General features: G+C 70.1%; 14 protein-coding genes. 9 read left to right on the forward strand and 5 right to left on the reverse strand.

Annotated elements, in window-relative coordinates; all coding sequences use genetic code 11:
* The first annotated feature begins 170 nt into the window (after positions 1-170).
* Entirely contained in the window at positions 171-1,124 is a 954-nt protein-coding gene (locus tag ACFYWY_RS32775; RefSeq protein ID WP_389193314.1) for a LysR family transcriptional regulator, read from the forward strand.
* 155 nt (positions 1,125-1,279) lie between these two features.
* Positions 1,280-1,678 carry an aldo/keto reductase gene (locus ACFYWY_RS32780; protein ID WP_389193316.1) on the forward strand — a complete coding sequence of 133 codons (399 nt, stop codon included), beginning with the start codon at positions 1,280-1,282 and terminating at the stop codon, positions 1,676-1,678.
* On the opposite strand, the gene ACFYWY_RS32785 is transcribed toward ACFYWY_RS32780, so the two are convergent.
* Positions 1,613-2,569, reverse strand: coding sequence for an LLM class flavin-dependent oxidoreductase (locus ACFYWY_RS32785; RefSeq protein ID WP_389193319.1), 957 nt, complete (start codon positions 2,567-2,569; stop codon positions 1,613-1,615). The two genes, ACFYWY_RS32780 and ACFYWY_RS32785, sit on opposite strands and share 66 nt — an antisense overlap.
* A 256-nt stretch (positions 2,570-2,825) precedes the next feature.
* A complete protein-coding gene (locus ACFYWY_RS32790) occupies positions 2,826-3,764 on the reverse strand; it encodes an alpha/beta hydrolase family protein (protein WP_389193321.1) in 939 nt (312 codons plus the stop codon).
* 217 nt (positions 3,765-3,981) lie between these two features.
* On the opposite strand from ACFYWY_RS32790, the gene ACFYWY_RS32795 reads away from it, so the two are divergent.
* On the forward strand, positions 3,982-4,572 hold the full coding sequence (locus ACFYWY_RS32795) for a TetR/AcrR family transcriptional regulator (RefSeq protein ID WP_389193324.1): 591 nt from the start codon (positions 3,982-3,984) through the stop codon (positions 4,570-4,572).
* Between the two features lie 62 nt (positions 4,573-4,634).
* On the opposite strand, the gene treY is transcribed toward ACFYWY_RS32795, so the two are convergent.
* The gene (gene treY / locus ACFYWY_RS32800; RefSeq protein ID WP_389193327.1) at positions 4,635-6,992 is read right to left on the reverse strand and encodes a malto-oligosyltrehalose synthase; all 2,358 of its coding nucleotides are present in this window, start codon (positions 6,990-6,992) and stop codon (positions 4,635-4,637) included.
* Positions 6,993-7,198: 206 nt separating this feature from the next.
* Positions 7,199-9,319, reverse strand: coding sequence for a glycogen debranching protein GlgX (gene glgX / locus ACFYWY_RS32805; protein WP_389193330.1), 2,121 nt, complete (start codon positions 9,317-9,319; stop codon positions 7,199-7,201).
* A 299-nt stretch (positions 9,320-9,618) separates the two neighbouring features.
* On the opposite strand from glgX, the gene ACFYWY_RS32810 reads away from it, so the two are divergent.
* Both ACFYWY_RS32810 and ACFYWY_RS32815 read left to right on the forward strand, forming a co-directional pair.
* The gene (locus ACFYWY_RS32810) at positions 9,619-10,851 is read left to right on the forward strand and encodes an SAV2148 family HEPN domain-containing protein (RefSeq protein ID WP_389193333.1); all 1,233 of its coding nucleotides are present in this window, start codon (positions 9,619-9,621) and stop codon (positions 10,849-10,851) included.
* A gap of 72 nt (positions 10,852-10,923) precedes the next feature.
* Positions 10,924-11,646, forward strand: a complete 723-nt coding sequence (locus ACFYWY_RS32815; RefSeq protein WP_389193336.1) for a 3'-5' exonuclease — start codon at positions 10,924-10,926, stop codon at positions 11,644-11,646.
* A gap of 449 nt (positions 11,647-12,095) precedes the next feature.
* Here the strand turns inward: ACFYWY_RS32815 and ACFYWY_RS32820 are convergent, their stop codons facing one another.
* Positions 12,096-12,947, reverse strand: coding sequence for a phosphotransferase enzyme family protein (locus ACFYWY_RS32820; RefSeq protein ID WP_389193338.1), 852 nt, complete (start codon positions 12,945-12,947; stop codon positions 12,096-12,098).
* Between the two features lie 123 nt (positions 12,948-13,070).
* Here ACFYWY_RS32820 and ACFYWY_RS32825 point away from each other — a divergent pair, with 123 nt between their 5' ends.
* From ACFYWY_RS32825 to ACFYWY_RS32840, 4 genes are all read left to right on the forward strand, one after another.
* Entirely contained in the window at positions 13,071-14,015 is a 945-nt protein-coding gene (locus ACFYWY_RS32825; protein WP_389193365.1) for a carbohydrate ABC transporter permease, read from the forward strand.
* Positions 14,012-14,854, forward strand: coding sequence for a carbohydrate ABC transporter permease (locus tag ACFYWY_RS32830; RefSeq protein ID WP_389193341.1), 843 nt, complete (start codon positions 14,012-14,014; stop codon positions 14,852-14,854). The genes ACFYWY_RS32825 and ACFYWY_RS32830 overlap by 4 nt, the downstream gene beginning before the upstream one ends.
* On the forward strand, positions 14,854-16,149 hold the full coding sequence (locus ACFYWY_RS32835) for an ABC transporter substrate-binding protein (protein ID WP_389193344.1): 1,296 nt from the start codon (positions 14,854-14,856) through the stop codon (positions 16,147-16,149). Before ACFYWY_RS32830 ends, ACFYWY_RS32835 begins: the two co-directional genes overlap by 1 nt.
* A gap of 202 nt (positions 16,150-16,351) precedes the next feature.
* The coding region (locus ACFYWY_RS32840) for a transposase (RefSeq protein WP_389193347.1) at positions 16,352-16,714 on the forward strand (363 nt) is incomplete at its 3' end.

Consider the following 16,714-nt stretch of genomic DNA (forward strand, 5'->3'; position numbering starts at 1 on the left):
GGCCTACGGGGAGGGTCGGCACCCGGCGCACGCCCAGCACACCGTCCGGAGCGATGCGCTGAGCTCGGCCGGGTTGCCGCCCTGGGCCCGGCAAGATCGTCCCGTCCCACCAACTGCCAAGTCAATCCTCGGGTTTCCTTACCCTCCCCCAAGCTGTAGCTTCACCCCTCATGACCCTCGACGACCTGCGCGTCTTCGTCGCCGTCTGCCGCACCGGCAGCCTCAGCGCCGTCGCCCGCGACCTGTCCTGCACCCAGTCCGCCGTCAGCCAGCACATCAAGCGCCTGGAGCGGGAAACGGGCGTCGCCCTCCTGGAGCGCCACCCGCGCGGCGTCATACCCACCCCCGCCGGACAGCTCCTGCACACCGCCGCTGCCGGAGGACTCGGTGACATCGACCACGCCCTGCGCCGCCTGCGCGACCTGGTGCGCGGCGAAGGCGGTTCGGTCCGCGTCACCACCGGCGCCACCACCGTGCGCCACTTCATGTCCGAGGCCGTGGTCGTCTTCCGTCGCCAACATCCCAAGGTGAGCCTGGAGTTCGAGACCACTCACTCCAGCCGCAGCTGCTTCGACGCACTCCTCGCCGGCGGACTCGACCTCGCGTGGATCACTCTCGACCAACCGGTGCGCGGCATCGAGCAGCGCCCCGTGGTCGAACTGCCCTGGGTCCTCGCCGTCGCCGCGGACGACCCCCTGGCCTCCAAGTCCCGCCTCAACCTGGCCGAGTTGGCCGACATCCGACTGATCGCCCTGCCCGAGAACGCAATCTCCCGGTCCCGTCTGGACGCCTGGCTCACCGAGGCGGGGATCGCCCCGCGCTCGGACACGAGCGTCGCCGACTGGGACACCGCTATCCTCCTGGCCGAACTCGGCCTGGGCCACGCGATCGTCCCCGACCTGCCCGCCTGGCACGGGCCCGCCCACCCCGACCTGCGCCTCATCCCCGTCCCCGAACTACCCGCCCTGTGGACCGGCTGGGCCGTCCGCCGCTGGAACGCGCTCTCCCCGCTCGCGCGTACCTTCGCGGACACGGTGGAGCGCCACTGCGACGCAACGTTCCCGGCAACGCCACCGCCCACAGGCAATACCCCAAACGCCGAGAGGCCATCACTCCGCAGGTAGGCCGTGCCGCCATGTCGCTTGTGAGCAGCCCTACTTCGCCGGTCATCGACGGCCTCTGGGGGGAGCGCGCCTCGCTCTCCCCCCAGCGACGCTGAAGCCCGTCGCCATGTCACCCGGCATCCGGGCGCAGGCGGCCGTCGTCCGGGACGCTCGACGTGATCGGCAACCGCAACTACCTCCGTCAGTGCGTCTATATGAGCGTCAGACGCCTCGGCGCCGAGCAGGTCGACCTGTACTACCTGCACAGCGGCTACGCGAAGGACGCCTCGTTCGAAGACCAGGTCGGCACCCTCGACGCGATGCGCCGGGAGGGCATGATCCGGCACATCGGCCTTTCGAATGTGACCACCGACCAGTTGCGCGCCGCGCGAGAGATCGTCGATATCGCCGCCGTCACCGCCCACTTCAACATCGTCGACCGCCAGGAAGCCGCTCTCCTGGACGCGGCCGTCGAGGCCGGCGCCGCGTTCGTTCCCTGGCAGCCGGTCTCACTCTCGCGACCCGGGGGAGAGAGGCTGGGGCTGAGGAATCGCCGACTGCTGCTGCCCGGTTGATACAGGATTGCGGTCGTGGGTCGAGGGGGCGATGAGGTTGTCGGTGACCCACCGTGCGACGTCGGCGGGGTAGGGCGCGGGCAGTCCGAGGATGATGTGCTGGAAGCCGCCCTCGGTTGCCCTGCCGATCGTGTCCCGGGTGCTGTCGGGGTCGGTGTAGGAGACCGGCAGCAGGAGGGATCGGGTGATCGAGCCGGGGGCGCGCCCGATCTCGGTGCAGTAGCGGTCCAGCAGTGCGCTGCGGTCGATGGCGTCGTCGATGTCGCCGCCGGGGACGTTCCACAGGTCGGCGTGCTCTGCAACCACACGGAGTGTTGAGGAGGAACGTCCTCCGATGAGGATGGGCGGGTGGGGGCGTTGGAGGGGCTTGGGGTTGCCGAACGCTCCGGTGAGGTGGTGGTAGGTGCCGTGGAAGTCGAATGGTTCGTTCTCGGTCCACAGCCGCCGGGTGATCGTGCACGCTTCGGCGAGGCTGCCCACGGCGTGGGCTGCGTCGTGGAAGGGCAGGCCGTGTGCTTCGTACTCGCGTCGGGCCAGGGGGTAGCTGGGGCGTGAGCCGACGCCGATGCCGAAGTCGAGCCGTCCGCCGGAGATGACGTCGAGGGTCGCGGCGATCTTGGCCAGCACGGCGGGTGGGCGGATACGGTTGCTGGTCACGAGCACGCCCATGCGCAGACGCCTGGTGTGGGCGGCGAGGGCTGAGAGCAGTCTCCAGCCTTCGTAGGTCACTCCGTTCGGGTCGCCGCCGATCGGCATGAGGTGATCGAACAGCCATGCGTGCTCGATCTCCGGGATGGCGTCGGCCTCGCGCCAGACTCGCAGGATCTCGTGGTAGTCGATCTGCGAGGGGGCGGTCATGATCCCGAAACGGGGGGTGAGGGGTTGCGGCATCGGGTCGTGGGTCCTTTCAACGCCGGTAGCGCTGGGTGGAGGGGCGCTGCAGTGGTCACGGGGCACGTGTGTACGCAAGGGTGCTTGGCTGCCTGGGCGGTGTTCGTCGGTTCCCGCCGGATGCGCGGCGCCTTGTGCGGCTCATCGCGGCGGCGAGGGGACACCCGGCACGGAGGTGCACGGGTGTCCTCTCGCCGTGCCGCACACCGCCTCCCGCCCTGCGCTGCGGGAGGCGGTGTGCGGCCGCGAGACTCGCTTACTTGCTCTGCAGCTTCCCGAGCGGGTGAGGGGCTTCCTCCAGTGCGGAGCTCGCCGCCTGCCAGCTGGTGTCCTCGGGGTAGAGGGCACTGCGCAGGTAAGCCCAGGTGAGCTGCTGGATCAGAGCGACTCGATCGGGGCTCTCGTCCGTCGTCTCCGCGACGTTGTACCCGGGGATGCCGCCGAGCGAGTGCGCTGCCCCGAACAGCGTGAGCAGGCTCTTGCTTCCCGGGCTGAGGAAGTAGGGGTCGGTGAACCAGTCCGGCCCCCGAGTGGACAGCGCGGACTGGTCATCGTCCCCGGCGACGACGAGAGCCCGCGTGGTCATGTCGGCGAAGGACGGGTTCATGAAAGGGAGGTGCTCGACCGCGAATGGAGTCAGGTCGTCGCCGCCCCGGCCGGTCAGGGCGAGCAGCACGCCCGCCTTGACACGCGGGTCGGACATGTCCTCCCCGGGAACGCCGTCGGCGTCGAGGACTCGCGCGCCCAGCAGCGTGCTCGCCGTCTGGGCCCCCCAGGAGTGGCCGGCCACAGCTATGCGGCTGCGGTCGAGGCGCCCGCTGAGGCCCGGCACGGAAGCTTCCAGGACATCGAGCTCGTCAATGACGCGCTTGAGGTCCTCGACCCGGAAGCGCCAGATCCGTGGCGTACGGGGGTCGTCGGCAGGGAGGTTGAGCGTCCTTGAGTCGAGATGAGTGGGCTGCAGGACCACGAAGCCGCGGGCGGCCCAGAAGTCCGCCAGCGGAGCGTAGCCGTCCATCGACCAGCCGAAGCCGTGCGAGAAGACGATGATGGGCAGGTCGCTGCCGGTCGCGGGCGCGGACACGCGGACCTGGAGGTCCTCACCGCGGCCGGGGGCGGACAGGACGACCGGCTTCGCGGACACGATCGCAGTGGGCGCACTCGCGATCGTGTTCGCAATGTTCGAGTCGGACATGGAAGGACTTCCGTTCTGTTTCTTTGCGTGGTTGGTGTGGTGGCCCGGCGGTCAGCGGTGCCGCAGTGCCGGGTCGAGGGGAGAGGGGCGTGATGACGATGCGCGGCTTGGTTGCCGGGCTCCTGTTCTGGCATGATGAGCAAAACGGAACCTCGCTCCGTTAACAATACGGAACCGTGTTCCGCTTTGCAAGGTCAGTCATGGAAGGAGCCCCGCGGTGAACGGCAGCGGCCAGAGCGCGGGAAGCGCAGCCGGGTCCAAGCGCAAGGACGCCCGGCGCAACCAGCAGACCCTGCTGGATGCGGCCGCCGCGGTCTTCGTCACCTCGGGCGTGGAAGCGCCGGTACGCGACATCGCGGCCGAGGCCGGCGTCGGGATGGGCACGATCTACCGCCACTTCCCCACCCGGGCGGACCTCGTCATCGCCGTCTACCGCCACCAGGTCGACGCCTGCGCCGAGGCCGGCCCGGCCCTGCTGGCGACCAGCCCGACACCTCACGCAGCCCTCGGACGGTGGGTCGACCTCTTCGTCGACTTCCTGGTCACCAAGCACGGCCTCGCGGCCGCGCTGCAGACCGACAACGCCGGCTTCGAGACGCTGCACGCCTACTTCCTCGACCGCCTCCTGCCGGTGTGCACCCAACTCCTCGACGCTGCCGCCGCCTCCGGTGAGATCCGCTCCGACCTCAACGCCTACCAACTCATGCGCGGCGTCGGAAACCTCTGCATTGGCGCCGACAGCGACCCCCGCTACGACGCACGCCGACTGGTCGAGCTCCTCGTCGCGGGACTGCGCCAACCGCGCTGACCGTGACACCCGTGAATGACAGGGCCCTCGCATAGATGTGGCGACCTCAACCCGTCAACGCATCACCCAGGTGTGGATGATGCGGGCCGGACCGCCGCGCGGCTCAGCAGCGCCACCGGGCGGTCCGCGAACAGTTCCGCCACCGGCACCCGTCCGCCGCCGAACTCCCGCTCCGGCGCCAGCAGATCCGCCCACCGGCCCTCCGGCAGCGTGAGCTCCGTACGCTCCCAGCCGCCCCTCTCCGACAGCCGCAGCGACAGCCGGGTGATCGCCGTGACCACCTCGCCCGTGCGGCAGAACGCCACGCAGTGTCCGGCCGCGGGACCGTTCGCGGTCAGCGGTGTGTACGTCCCCGACTCGCCGAAGACCTCCGGCCGCTCCCGCCGTAGCCGCAGTGCCGCCCGCGTGACCGCTGTCTTCTCGTCCGGCGGGCCCTGGCAAAAGGGCCCCCGGTTGTCCGGGTCCACCAGGGCCAAGTACTGGCGCTCCGTGCCCTGGTACACATCAGGCACCCCCGGCATCGTCAGCTGCACCAGCGTCGCGCCCAGCGTGTTGGCGCGTACATATGGGTCCAGCTCGCGGGCGAAGAGCGCCACCGAGTACAGCGGTGGCCCGGCCGGCCCCGCGCCCACGAACGCCGATACCGCCCGCTCGTACGCCGGATCCGGCTCCGTCCAGCTGGTGTGCAGGCCCGCTTCCCGTACCGCCTTCAGCAGCGCCGTCTCCAGCCTGTCGTGGTCCGGGAAGCCGAACCCCACAGCGGTCTGCCAGGCCACCCACGCCAGGTGCGGATCGGGCGCGCGCCCGCCCTCCACTCGCCCCGCCTCCTCCGTGACGCGCCGCAGGAAGTCGGCCCAGCGGTCCGGGCACTCGGACAGCACCGCGATCCTGGCCCGTACATCCGCGCTGCGCTTGGTGTCGTGCGTGGTCAGCACGGTGCCGGTGGCGGGCCAGTCGCGCGCGAGCCGTGCGCAGTACGCATGGAAGTCCGCCGGATCCACCGCCGGCCGGCCCGGTTCCCCGCCCACCTCGTTCGCCGAGAGCAGCGGCGCGTAGCGGTAAAACGCCGTGTCCTCGACGGACTTGGCGCGCAGCGCGGACGACGTCTGCGCGAAGCGCGCACGGAACGCGGCGTGGTCGGGGCCCTCGCCGAGCCGCCCGAGCACCAGGTCCCGCACCACGTCGACGGCCGCGGCCTCCTCGGCCACCGCGAAGGCCCCCTTCGCCGCGGCAGCCGCCTCCGCCGACAGCGCCTCCTCGTCCCCGATGCGGTACGGGCGGTAGACGGGCACCCGCACCAGCAGCTCGCGGACCGCCGCCCGCAGCGCCCAGGGGGCGTGGTCGCGCAGCGCGGGGTCCGCCGCGCAGATCCGCTCCGCGAGGCGGGTCAGCGCCGCGGTCTCGGCGGCCAGCTCATGCGTGACCACGTTGTACGCGCCGCGCCGCGCCGTCGCCTCCCAGTAGCCTCCACGGTCACCTGCCGGGTCCGCGAACTCACGGTAATGGCCCACGAGTTCAGCCGCGCCTGCCGGATCGGTGAACAGTCCGTCGACCTGCCGCAGCGCGTCGTACCCCGTCGTCCCCGCCACCGGCCAGCCGGCCGGCAGCCGCTCGTCCCCGGTGAGGATCTTCTCGACGACTGTCCAGCACGCCCCGCCCGTCGCCTCGTCGAGCCGCCGCAGATACGCCTCGGGGTCCGCGAGCCCGTCCGGGTGGTCGATGCGCAGGCCTTCGACGACCCCGTCCCGCACCAGTTCGATGATCTTGCCGTGGGTGGCGTCGAAGACCTCCGGGTCCTCCACCCGTACCCCGATCAGATCCGAAATGGTGAAGAACCGCCGGTAGTTGAGCTCGGTACGGGCAAGGCGCCACCAGCCCAGCCGGAACCACTGCGCGTCCAGCAGCTCGGGCAACGGCAGGCGCGCCGTGGACTCGCGCAGCGGGAAGCGCTGCTCGCCGTAGTGCAGCACGTCCTCCTCGACCCGCATCGCGCCCAGCTCGTCCCCGATCCGGCCCGCGAGCACCGGCAGCAGCACCTTCCCGCCGCCCGCCTCCCAGTCGATGTCGAACCAGCGGGCGTACGGTGACAGGGGGCCCTCGCGCAGCACCTCCCACAGGGCCAGGTTGTGGCGCGGCACCGCCGCCATATGGTTCGGGACGATGTCCAGGACGAGTCCGAGGCCGTGCTCGCGCGCCGTACGGGACAGCTCCCGCAGGCCCGCCTCGCCGCCGAGCTCCTCCCGGACCCGCGCGGGGTCGACGACGTCGTAGCCGTGCGTCGACCCGGGGACCGTCTCGAGCACCGGCGACAGATGCAGATGCGAGACGCCGAGCCCGGCGAGGTACGGCACGGCTTCCGCGGCGGCCGAGAACGGGAAGTCCGGCTGGATCTGCAGCCGGTAGGTGGCGGTGGGCGTCATGCGAACGTACGTACCCACCTTGAGCGCTTCTGTGTCATCGGCCCATGCGCCGTTGTCGGCCGATCGGGCTATGTTCGCCCGCCGCCCGGCAGTCTGCTCCGGGCCGACCACCCGACTGGCCCAGCCCATGGCCTTCCCGACGGGCGCCCCTCGCGGAGTCGGTGGCCTGTGACGTCGAGTTCAGCCGGCCCCTGGCGCGTCGGCGGCTACGCCGGCCGCCGCAGCACCGTCAGGCTCCGCCCCACCAGCCGCACCCGCTCCCCGGCCGCCACCTTCGGACCCTCGCCCGGCGGCACCCCCTCCTTGCGCGCCGTGTCCACGACCACCTGCCACTGCCGTCCGTGGTTCACCGGCACCGCGAAGTCCAGATCCTCTGCGCTCGCGTTGAACATCAGCAGGAACGAGTCGTCGGCGATCCGCTCACCCCGCGGCCCCGGCTCCGAGATCGCGTGGCCGTTCAGGAACACCGACAGTGCCTTCGCATGCACCGCCTGCCAGTCCCGCTGGACCATCTCCTCGCCCTCGGGGGTGAACCACGCGATGTCGGACAGCTCGTCGTGCGTCCCCTCCACCGGCCGCCCGTGGAAGAACCTGCGCCGGCGGAACACCGGATGGTCCCGCCGCAGCCACACCATCGCCCGGGTGAAGGCCAGCAGCGTGTCGCCCTGGTCCGTGCCGGGCTCCGGCCAGCGCACCCAGGAAACCTCGTTGTCCTGGCAGTACGCGTTGTTGTTGCCCCTCTGTGTACGCGCGAACTCGTCGCCGTGGCTGAGCATCGGCACACCCTGAGAGAGCATCAGCGTCGCGATGAAGTTACGCATCTGCCGCTCGCGCAGATCGAGCACCTCGGGGTCGTCCGTATCGCCCTCGGCCCCGCAGTTCCACGACCGGTTGTGGCTCTCGCCGTCGCGGTTGCCCTCGCCGTTCGCCTCGTTGCGCTTCTCGTTGTACGAGACCAGATCGTGCAGGGTGAACCCGTCGTGGCAGGTGGTGAAGTTGATGGAGGCCAGCGGCCGCCGCCCGTCGTCCTGGTAGAGGTCGGACGAGCCGGTCAGCCGGGAGGCGAACTCCGCCAGTGTCCGCGGCTCGCCCCGCCACAGGTCCCGTACACAGTCCCGGTACATGCCGTTCCACTCGGTCCACAGCGGCGGGAAGTTCCCCACCTGATAGCCGCCCTCGCCCACGTCCCACGGCTCGGCGATCAGCTTCACCTGGCTGACCACCGGATCCTGCTGCACCAGGTCGAAGAACGACGACAGCCGGTCCACCTCGTGGAACTGCCGGGCCAGCGTCGCCGCGAGGTCGAAGCGGAAGCCGTCGACATGCATCTCGGTCACCCAGTAGCGCAGCGAGTCCATGATCAGCTGCAATACATGGGGGCTGCGCATCAGCAGCGAGTTTCCGGTCCCCGTCGTGTCGGTGTAGTAGCGCGGATCGTCGGACAGCCGGTAGTACGAGGCATTGTCCAGGCCCCGGAAGGAGAGGGTGGGGCCGAGGTGATTGCCCTCCGCCGTGTGGTTGTAGACGACGTCGAGGATGACCTCGATGCCCGCCTGGTGCAGCGCCCGCACCGCCTGCTTGAACTCCAGCACCTGCTCGCCCCGGTCGCCCCAGGAGGCGTAGGCGTTGTGCGGCGCGAAGAACCCGATGGTGTTGTAGCCCCAGTAGTTGTTCAGCTTCGCGTCCACCAGCCGGTGGTCGTTGACGAACTGGTGCACGGGCATCAATTCGAGCGTCGTCACGCCCAGTTCCGTCAGATGCGAGATCACCGCTGGATGCGCGAGCCCGGCGTACGTACCGCGCAGCTCCTGCGGCAGCTCCGGATGCAGCATCGTGAGTCCCTTCACATGGGCCTCGTAGATCACCGTCCGGTGGTAGTCGGTACGCGGCGGCCGGTCGTCGCCCCAGTCGAAGTAGGGGTTGACCACGACCGATGTCATGGTGTGCGGCGCCGAGTCGAGGTCGTTGCGGGAGTCCGGCTTGCCGAAGTGGTAGCCGTACACGCTTTCGCCCCAGTCGATGCTGCCGCTGATCGCACGCGCGTACGGGTCGAGGAGCAGCTTCGCGGAGTTGCAGCGCTGCCCGTGCTCCGGCGCGTACGGACCGTGGACGCGGAATCCGTACCGCTGACCCGGCATCACGCCCGGCAGATACGCGTGCCGTACGAAAGCGTCGGTCTCGCGGAGCTCCACCGCGGTCTCCGAACCGTCGTCGTGCAACAGGCACAGCTCAATGCGTCGAGCGGCTTCGGAGTACACCGCGAAGTTGGTGCCGGCGCCGTCGTACGTGGCACCGAGGGGATACGCCTGTCCCGGCCAGACCTGCATAGATATGACTCTTCCACTTCTGTTCCGGGTGCTGGGGGGCACTTGGCCCAGATCCTCTTTGAAAGTATCGCCGGTGAGGGGCCCCGACGGCGGTGGACGACGCGGTCAACATCGGGTTCGTTGTGTCGCCCCAGGAAGCAACCGATATGAATCCGCTCACTACGGCAGATCTCGCCTGGCAGAACGGCCGGATTTGACAAGGGAGTTGGGAAAGTACACTGCCGATCCGGCTGCACCGTGTCCCACAGGCGGAGTAGTCTTCCTTGATCGTTGAAGGGGTCTGGGAAGGCGGTGCGTGGGTGAGCTCGGGAGGGCTGGAGCTTCCCCCCGGTGACGCAGGTCACGAGGGGGACTCCACCGACGTCCCGCCCGGAGCGGTCTCCCTCGCCAGACCGATGGAGATCGGGGCGGAACTGGACTGGGGCGCGGACGCCTGGAGCGAAGTGCGTACGCGCGCCCAGCGTGCCGGGCGGGCATACATCTGGCTGAATCTGGTGGAGCAGCGGCTGCGCGCCGTGGTGGCCGCCGTGCTGCGACCCATCTACGAACCCGTGCACGGCGACGACTGGGTGGTGGCCGCGGCGGGGCCCGCGGGGCAGGAGTGGGTGCAGCGCGCCGTCGCGGTGCGGGAGGTCTCCCGGCGCAAGGGGTATCTCCTCGATCCGGCCGACGACAATGTCCTGTCCTTCCTCACCCTTCCTCAGCTGCGCGAACTGATGGTCCAGCACTGGCCCTGCTTCGAGCCGTACTTCGACGACCGGCGCGACGTCGAGCTGGCGCTGGACGAGCTGGAGGTCGCGCGCAACGTCGTATCCCGCAACCGGGCGCTGAACGAGGCGGTCCTCGCCCAGGCCGAGCGCGCCTCCGCCCGTCTGCTGGAGATACTCGACAGCGGCGCGGGCGTCCCGTCCGCCGACCGCCTGCCGGTCGACGCGGTCGAGGATCTCGTCGGCGACCGCTATGCGGACGTGGTCTCGGTCCATCCCGACCGGGTCCGGCTGCAGCGCCAGCTTCCGGCCGAAGACCTCTTCGGCGGCGCGCGCCGCCTCGACGCGATCGGCATAGGCCTGAACCTCCTGGTCCAGAACTTCTCCGGACGCCGCTTGGTCCGGCTGGCCGAATCGGGCTGCCGGGTACGCCTGATCTTCCTGAACCCGGCGAGCAGTGCGGTCAAGCGCCGGGAGCGCGAACTTGGGCTCAAAAAGGGGGAGTTGAGCCGCACGGTGGAGATGAACATCCTTCATATGCGCCGCGTACGCTCCCGTCTGCGCGACCCCGGAGCGTTCGAGATCCAGGTCTTCGACGAGACCCCCCGCTTCACGGCCTATTTGGTCGACGGTGACGGTCCCGACGGTCTGGCCGTCGTTCAGTCGTATTTGCGCAGGGCGCGGGGCATGGAGGCGCCGGTGCTGGTGCTGCGGGGCGGCGGGCGGGCGGTCGTGCGTGCGGGACACGACAGTGAGAACGGACTGTTCCAGACATACCGTGAGGAGTTCGAGTCCGTATGGGCGGACTCGCGTCCCGTCTCCTGAGTTGTCAGTGGCGCGTGGGAGGGTGAGTACGCATTGGGGGAAAGCACCACCGCACCACGAAGGAGGGCCACTATGGCTTGGCACGGGGAACCGCTGGTCGGCTTCGATCTGGAGACGACGGGCACGGAGCCGCTGGAAGCGCGGATCGTGACGGCCGCGATCGTCGGGGTGCGGGCGGGGGAGCCGGTGCGGCGGCGGGGGTGGCTGGCGGACCCCGGGATCCGTATCCCCGCGCAGGCGTCGGCCATCCACGGCATCAGCAGTGAGCGGGCGACGGCGGAGGGGCGTCCGGCGCGGGAGGTGGCGGACGAGATCGCCGAGACGCTGACGGGTTACTGGGCGCAGGGCGTGCCGGTCGTCGCGTACAACGCTGCATTCGATCTGACCCTGCTCACGGCCGAGTTGCAGCGCCACGGTCTGCCCTCACTGAGCGACCGGCTGGGCGGCCGCCCGATCGGCCCGGTGATCGATCCGTACACCATCGACCGCGCGGTCGACCGCTATCGCAAGGGCAAGCGGACGCTGGAAGCGGTCTGCGTCGAGTACGGCGTGATCCTGGACGCGGCCCACGACGCGTCGGCGGACGCCCTGGCGGCGGTGCGGGTGGCCTGCGCCATAGCGGAACGCCACGCTCCGGTCGCCGCGCTGACACCGGCTGAGCTGCATGAGCGTCAGATCGACTGGTACGCAGAGTGGGCGGTGGACTTCCAGCGCTTTCTGCGGAAGAAGGGCAGCCCTGAGGCGGTGGTGGACGCGTCCTGGCCACTGCGGGAACTGGTGCCGACGACGGGCTGAGGGGGCTGCCCCTGCGGGTGCTCCACGACCGGCTATGGGCTGAGGGGACCCAGCCCCGCGGGCGGGCGCGTGCCGCCGGCGGTGGGAAGCTGCCGCCCGGTGTAGGTGCGAAGCTTCCGATACCAGGGGTGCGGTTCCGGGCCGTTGGCCCGCTGTCCACGGCGGCGGGAGACTGCCGCCCGGACTACCGGCTGAGGGGCCCGCCCCGCGGGCGCTTGCGTGGTCCGCGGCGCGAAGCCCCCGCTCCCGGGGTGCGGTTCCGAGCCGCAAGCCTGCTGTCCTCCGAGGCGGCGAGCCTGCCGTTCCCGGGGTTGTGGTTCCGGGGCCGTAGGCCCGCTGGGCCCCGCGGCGCGGAGCTGCCGCTTCCGGGGGTGTGGGGGTACGAAGTACCCCCACGAACAAGGGCGGGTGGGTGGGGGAATCCCCGCCGGCGGCGGCGCGACGCTCCCTCAGAACGCGTACCAGCGGACCCCGCGCGCATCCTCCCGCAGGGAGGCCACCCGGCGGGTGAACTCCTCGCGCGCCTTCGGGTTTGCCGGGGCGTGCTGAGCCACCCACGCGCAGCTCGCCGTCTCGCGCGCGCCGCGCAGGACCTCGCAGCCTTCCCACTCGCGTACGTCCCAGCCGTACTCCGCGGTGAAGGACTCGTACGCATCGGGCGCGAGCCCGTACCGGTCGAGGGACAGCGCCATGACCACCAGGTCGTGCTCGCGCAGGTCCGCCGAGAACGTCTCCAGGTCCACCAGGACCGGACCGTCCGGGCCCACATGGACGTTGCGGGGGAGCGCGTCGCCGTGGATCGGGCCCGGGGGCAGGTGGGGGATGAGCGCGGACGCCGCCGCGGCGAAACCGTCGCGGCGCTCGCGCAAGTACGCCGCGTCCGCCGGGTCGATCGCGTCGCCCGCCAGCCGCAGCCAGCGCTCGACCCCGCCGAGCAACTCCCGCCGCGGCAGCGCGAACGACGGCGACGGCAGCGCATGGATCTGGCGCAGCAATCGCGCCAGATCCGCGGGCTCCGCCGTACGCACCGCGGCCGGCATCCGGTGCCAGACCGTCACCGGATGGCCCTCCACCAGGCGGGCCTTCGGCTCGGCCGGCCGGACCGCAGGCACGCCCGCCTGCGACAGCCACGCCCCGACGGCCAGTTCGCGTTCCGCCCGCGCCAGCAGCTCCGCGTTCCGGCCGACCTTGACGACCACATCGCCCGCTCCGAACACCGCGTTCTCGCCGAGCGCCAGCAGCGTCGCATCGGCGGGGAACCCCGCGGCCGTCAGTACCTCGCGCGCCCGTGTCTCGTCCATGGGGGCAGAGTCTCGCATCCGTGCAGGCAGCCTTGACGAACCGACGGACCGTCAGCACGATGACGGAGGCCGCCGGGGCGGCCGGACCAGGTCGAGCCGCCCGAAGGAGTCGAATCCGTGACATTGGCGAGCGCAGCGCCGCGGTCCGGAGAGCCGGGGCCCAGCAGCCCGCGGCCCGGCAAACCGCGGCCCGTCAGGCACCTGGACCACGGGGCCTGGTTCCTCGTACTGCCCGCCCTGATACCGATCCTGGTGCTCAGCGTCGGGCCGCTGCTCTACGGCATCTCGCTGGCCTTCACCGATTCCCAGGCCGGCCGCACGGAGCCCACCGAGTGGATCGGGACGCTCAACTTCCAGGACCTGGCGCACGACACGCTCTTCTGGGATTCGTTCCGCATCGGCCTGCTCTGGGCCGTCGGCGTGAGTGTCCCGCAGTTCGTGCTCGCCCTCGGCCTTGCCCTGCTGCTCAACCAGAACCTCCGCTTCCGCTGGCTGACGCGCGCCCTCGCGATCATTCCCTGGGCCATGCCCGAGGTCGTCGTCGCCATCATGTGGCGGCTCGTCTACAGCCCCGACGCGGGCATCCTCAACGAGACCATCCGCGACCTGGGCCTCGGAGACGGCCGGGACTGGCTGTCCGGCCTCGCCACCGCCCTGCCCGCCGTGATCGTCGTCGGCATCTGGGCCGGCATGCCGCAGACCACCGTCGCCCTCCTCGCCGGGCTCCAGAACACGCCGTACGAACTCCACGAAGCCGCGGCCCTCGACGGCGCGGGCGCCTGGCGCCGGTTCCGCACCGTCACCTGGCCCGCCCTCAAGCCGGTGGCGCTCGCCATCACCGCGCTCAACTTCATCTGGAACTTCAACTCCTTCGCCCTGGTGTACGTGCTCACCAACGGCGGCCCCGGCGGACGCACCCGCCTTCCCATGCTCTTCGCCTACGAAGAGGCCTTCCGTTACGGCCAGTTCGGGTACGCCGCCGCGATGGGCTGCGTCATGGTCGCGGTGATCTCGGTGATGCTCGCCCTCTATCTCGTAGGACGGCTCAAGGGAGGCGATGAGAAGTGACTGCACTGCGCACCAGCAGGTCCGGCCGCGCCGGCCAGTACCTCGCGCTCCTCGGCTACCTCATCTTCCTCGCCTTCCCCTTCCTGTGGCTGATCTCCACCGCCTTCAAGCCGCCACGCGAACTGGGCTCCCTGCACCCCACCTGGATCCCGGAGGACCCGACCCTCGACAACTTCCGGCAGGCCTTCGATGAACAGCCCCTCCTCCAGGCCGCCGCCAACAGCCTGATCGCGGCGCTCGCCGCAGCCCTGATCGCCGTGGTGATCGCCACACCCATGGCGTACGTCATGGCCCGTCACCGCAGCAAGCTCTCCACCGCCGCCACCGGCTGGGTCGTGGTCAGCCAGGCGTTCCCGTTCGTCCTGGTGATCATCCCGCTGTTCCTGATCCTGAAGAACCTGCATCTGATCAACACCCTGTTCGGACTGATCATGGTGTACGTCGTGTGGGCACTGCCGTTCGCGCTCTGGATGCTGGTCGGATACGTACGGGCCGTGCCGCGCGAGTTGGAGGAGGCCGCGGCCGTCGACGGCGCGGGCAGGCTCCGCACGCTCGTCTCGGTCACCGCACCGCTGCTCGCGCCCGGCATCGTCGCCACCGCGCTGTTCGCCTTCATCACCGCATGGAACGAGTTCTTCTTCGCGCTCGTCCTGCTCAAGACCCCGGAGAAGCAGACCTTGCCGGTCGTCCTCACACACTTCCTCGGCGCGGAGGGCGTTGCCGACCTGGGCCCGCTCGCCGCGGCCGCGTTCCTGGCGACGATCCCCTCGCTCGTCATCTTCGCGATCATCCAGAAGCGGATCACGGGCGGGATGCTGGCAGGGGCGGTGAAGTCGTGATGCGTGTACGACTGCTGACGGCGGTCACCGCCGCGCTCGCGCTGCTGCTGACCGGCTGCACGGACGGCGACGGCTCCGGCCCCGACGGGAAGATCACGCTCCGTTTCCAGTCCCTGGCCTGGCAGAAGGAGTCCGTCGACGCCAACAAGGAGCTGGTGAAGGAGTGGAACGCGAGCCACCCCGACATCCAGGTCCAGTACGTCCAGGGCAGCTGGGACAGCGTCCATGACCAGCTGCTGACCTCCTTCGAGGGCGGCGAGGCGCCGGACATCATCCATGACGCCTCCGACGACCTCGCCGACTTCGCGTACGGCGGTTATCTCGCCGATCTGAGCGAGCTGCTGCCCGAGCGCCTCAAGTCCGACATCCCGCAGCGGAGTTGGGATACTGCGACCTTCGGCAAGGGGATCTACGGCGTTCCCTTCCTGCAGGAGCCGCGGGTCCTGATCGCCAACAAGAAGATCCTCGACTCCTCCGGGGTCCGCGTCCCGACCGCCCGGAACCCCTGGAGCTGGCAGGAGTTCCGGCAGGTCGCGAAGGCTCTGACACAGAAGATGGGACCGGGGAAGTACGGCGTCGCCTGGCCGCTCAAGGATCCGGTCTCCCTCACCCTCAACCTCGGTCTGTCGGCCGGTGGTCAGCTCTTCCACCGCGGCGACGACGGCAAGGTCACGATCAGATTCACGGACGGCGACGGGGTGGTGCCCCGCACCGTCCACGACCAGGTCAACGCCGACGAGAGTGCGTCGCGCAGCACCCTCGGCATGGGCGGTTCGGACACCCTGCCCGGCCTCTTCGGCGGCAAGTACGCGATGGTTCCGCTCGGTTTCTCGTACCGGCAGCAGATCGTCCAGCAGGCGCCCAAGGGCTTCGAATGGACGGTGCTGCCCGCCCCGGCCGGACCCGATGGCCCGGCCCAGGGAGTAAGCCCGCAGACTCTCTCGGTCGCCGAGGACAGCCCGTACAAGAAGGAGGCGGCGCAGTTCATCGACTTCATGCTGGGGCCGCGGAACATGGTGCGGCTGGCGAAGGGCGACTGGATGCTGCCGACCGGTACGCAGGCACTGGCCGATCCGTCGCTGCACACCGAGAAGGACGGCTGGGCCACCGGCGCGGCGCTCGCGCGGGATCTGCGGTCCGCGCCCGCGCAGTCGGTGCGCGGCTATTCGGAGTGGAAGGACAAGGTGGCGACGCCGGCGCTGCAGGAGTACTACAGCGGTGCGATCGACGCCGATGAGCTGGAGAAGCGGCTGGTGAAGGACGGGAACTTGGTGCTGGCCCGCTATCAGCGCTAGGCGCTTGTGCGGGGAGCGGTATGAAGCGCGCGGGTTCCCGAATTCTCGGATGCGGTAAGGCCCGAACCCGACCGCGAGCGCCGCCGCAAGCCGAGGGAGCGCGGGCGGCGTTCATCGGTGACGGCGCTCGTTGAATCCGGCTCTGGCCGCAGTTCCGGATGCTGTTGGTGATCTTCACTCGGTGGGGTGAAGTCTGCTGACCGTGGCTGTGTTCATGTTCTCGTGGTGCTGCGCTGGTGGGAGCGGGGCGGTTTCGGCGGTCGGAGGGGTGGCCGCGGTGGCAATGGGTTCGGTTTCGGGGCGGGTGATTCCGCCGTTGACGGTGCGGATGGCATGGGCGAGCAATCTACAGGGCACGGCCGCGATGTGGGTGCGCGATCGGCTGGACGGTTTGTTCACGGATGGCGATTTCGCCGACTGGTACCCGGCTGACGGACGGCGTGGGCTTTCGCCGGCTCAGCTGGCTCTTCTGTCGGTGTTGCAGTACGCGGAGAACCTCACCGACCGGCAGGCGGCGGACGCGGTCCGCTGCCGTCTGGACTGGAAGTACTGTCTGGGCCTCGAT

Origin of the sequence: Streptomyces sp. NPDC002870 (assembly GCF_042888505.1) — a bacterium.
Taxonomy (GTDB): Bacteria; Actinomycetota; Actinomycetes; order Streptomycetales; family Streptomycetaceae; genus Streptomyces.

Coding starts and splice junctions, on each gene's coding strand:
- ACFYWY_RS32775 (WP_389193314.1), top strand. CDS start 171: ATGACCCTCGACGACCTGCGCGTCTTCGTCGCCGTCTGCCGCACCGGC.
- ACFYWY_RS32785 (WP_389193319.1), bottom strand. CDS start 2,569: ATGCCGCAACCCCTCACCCCCCGTTTCGGGATCATGACCGCCCCCTCG.
- ACFYWY_RS32790 (WP_389193321.1), bottom strand. CDS start 3,764: ATGTCCGACTCGAACATTGCGAACACGATCGCGAGTGCGCCCACTGCG.
- treY (WP_389193327.1), bottom strand. CDS start 6,992: ATGACGCCCACCGCCACCTACCGGCTGCAGATCCAGCCGGACTTCCCG.
- glgX (WP_389193330.1), bottom strand. CDS start 9,319: ATGCAGGTCTGGCCGGGACAGGCGTATCCCCTCGGTGCCACGTACGAC.
- ACFYWY_RS32815 (WP_389193336.1), top strand. CDS start 10,924: ATGGCTTGGCACGGGGAACCGCTGGTCGGCTTCGATCTGGAGACGACG.
- ACFYWY_RS32820 (WP_389193338.1), bottom strand. CDS start 12,947: ATGGACGAGACACGGGCGCGCGAGGTACTGACGGCCGCGGGGTTCCCC.
- ACFYWY_RS32835 (WP_389193344.1), top strand. CDS start 14,854: ATGCGTGTACGACTGCTGACGGCGGTCACCGCCGCGCTCGCGCTGCTG.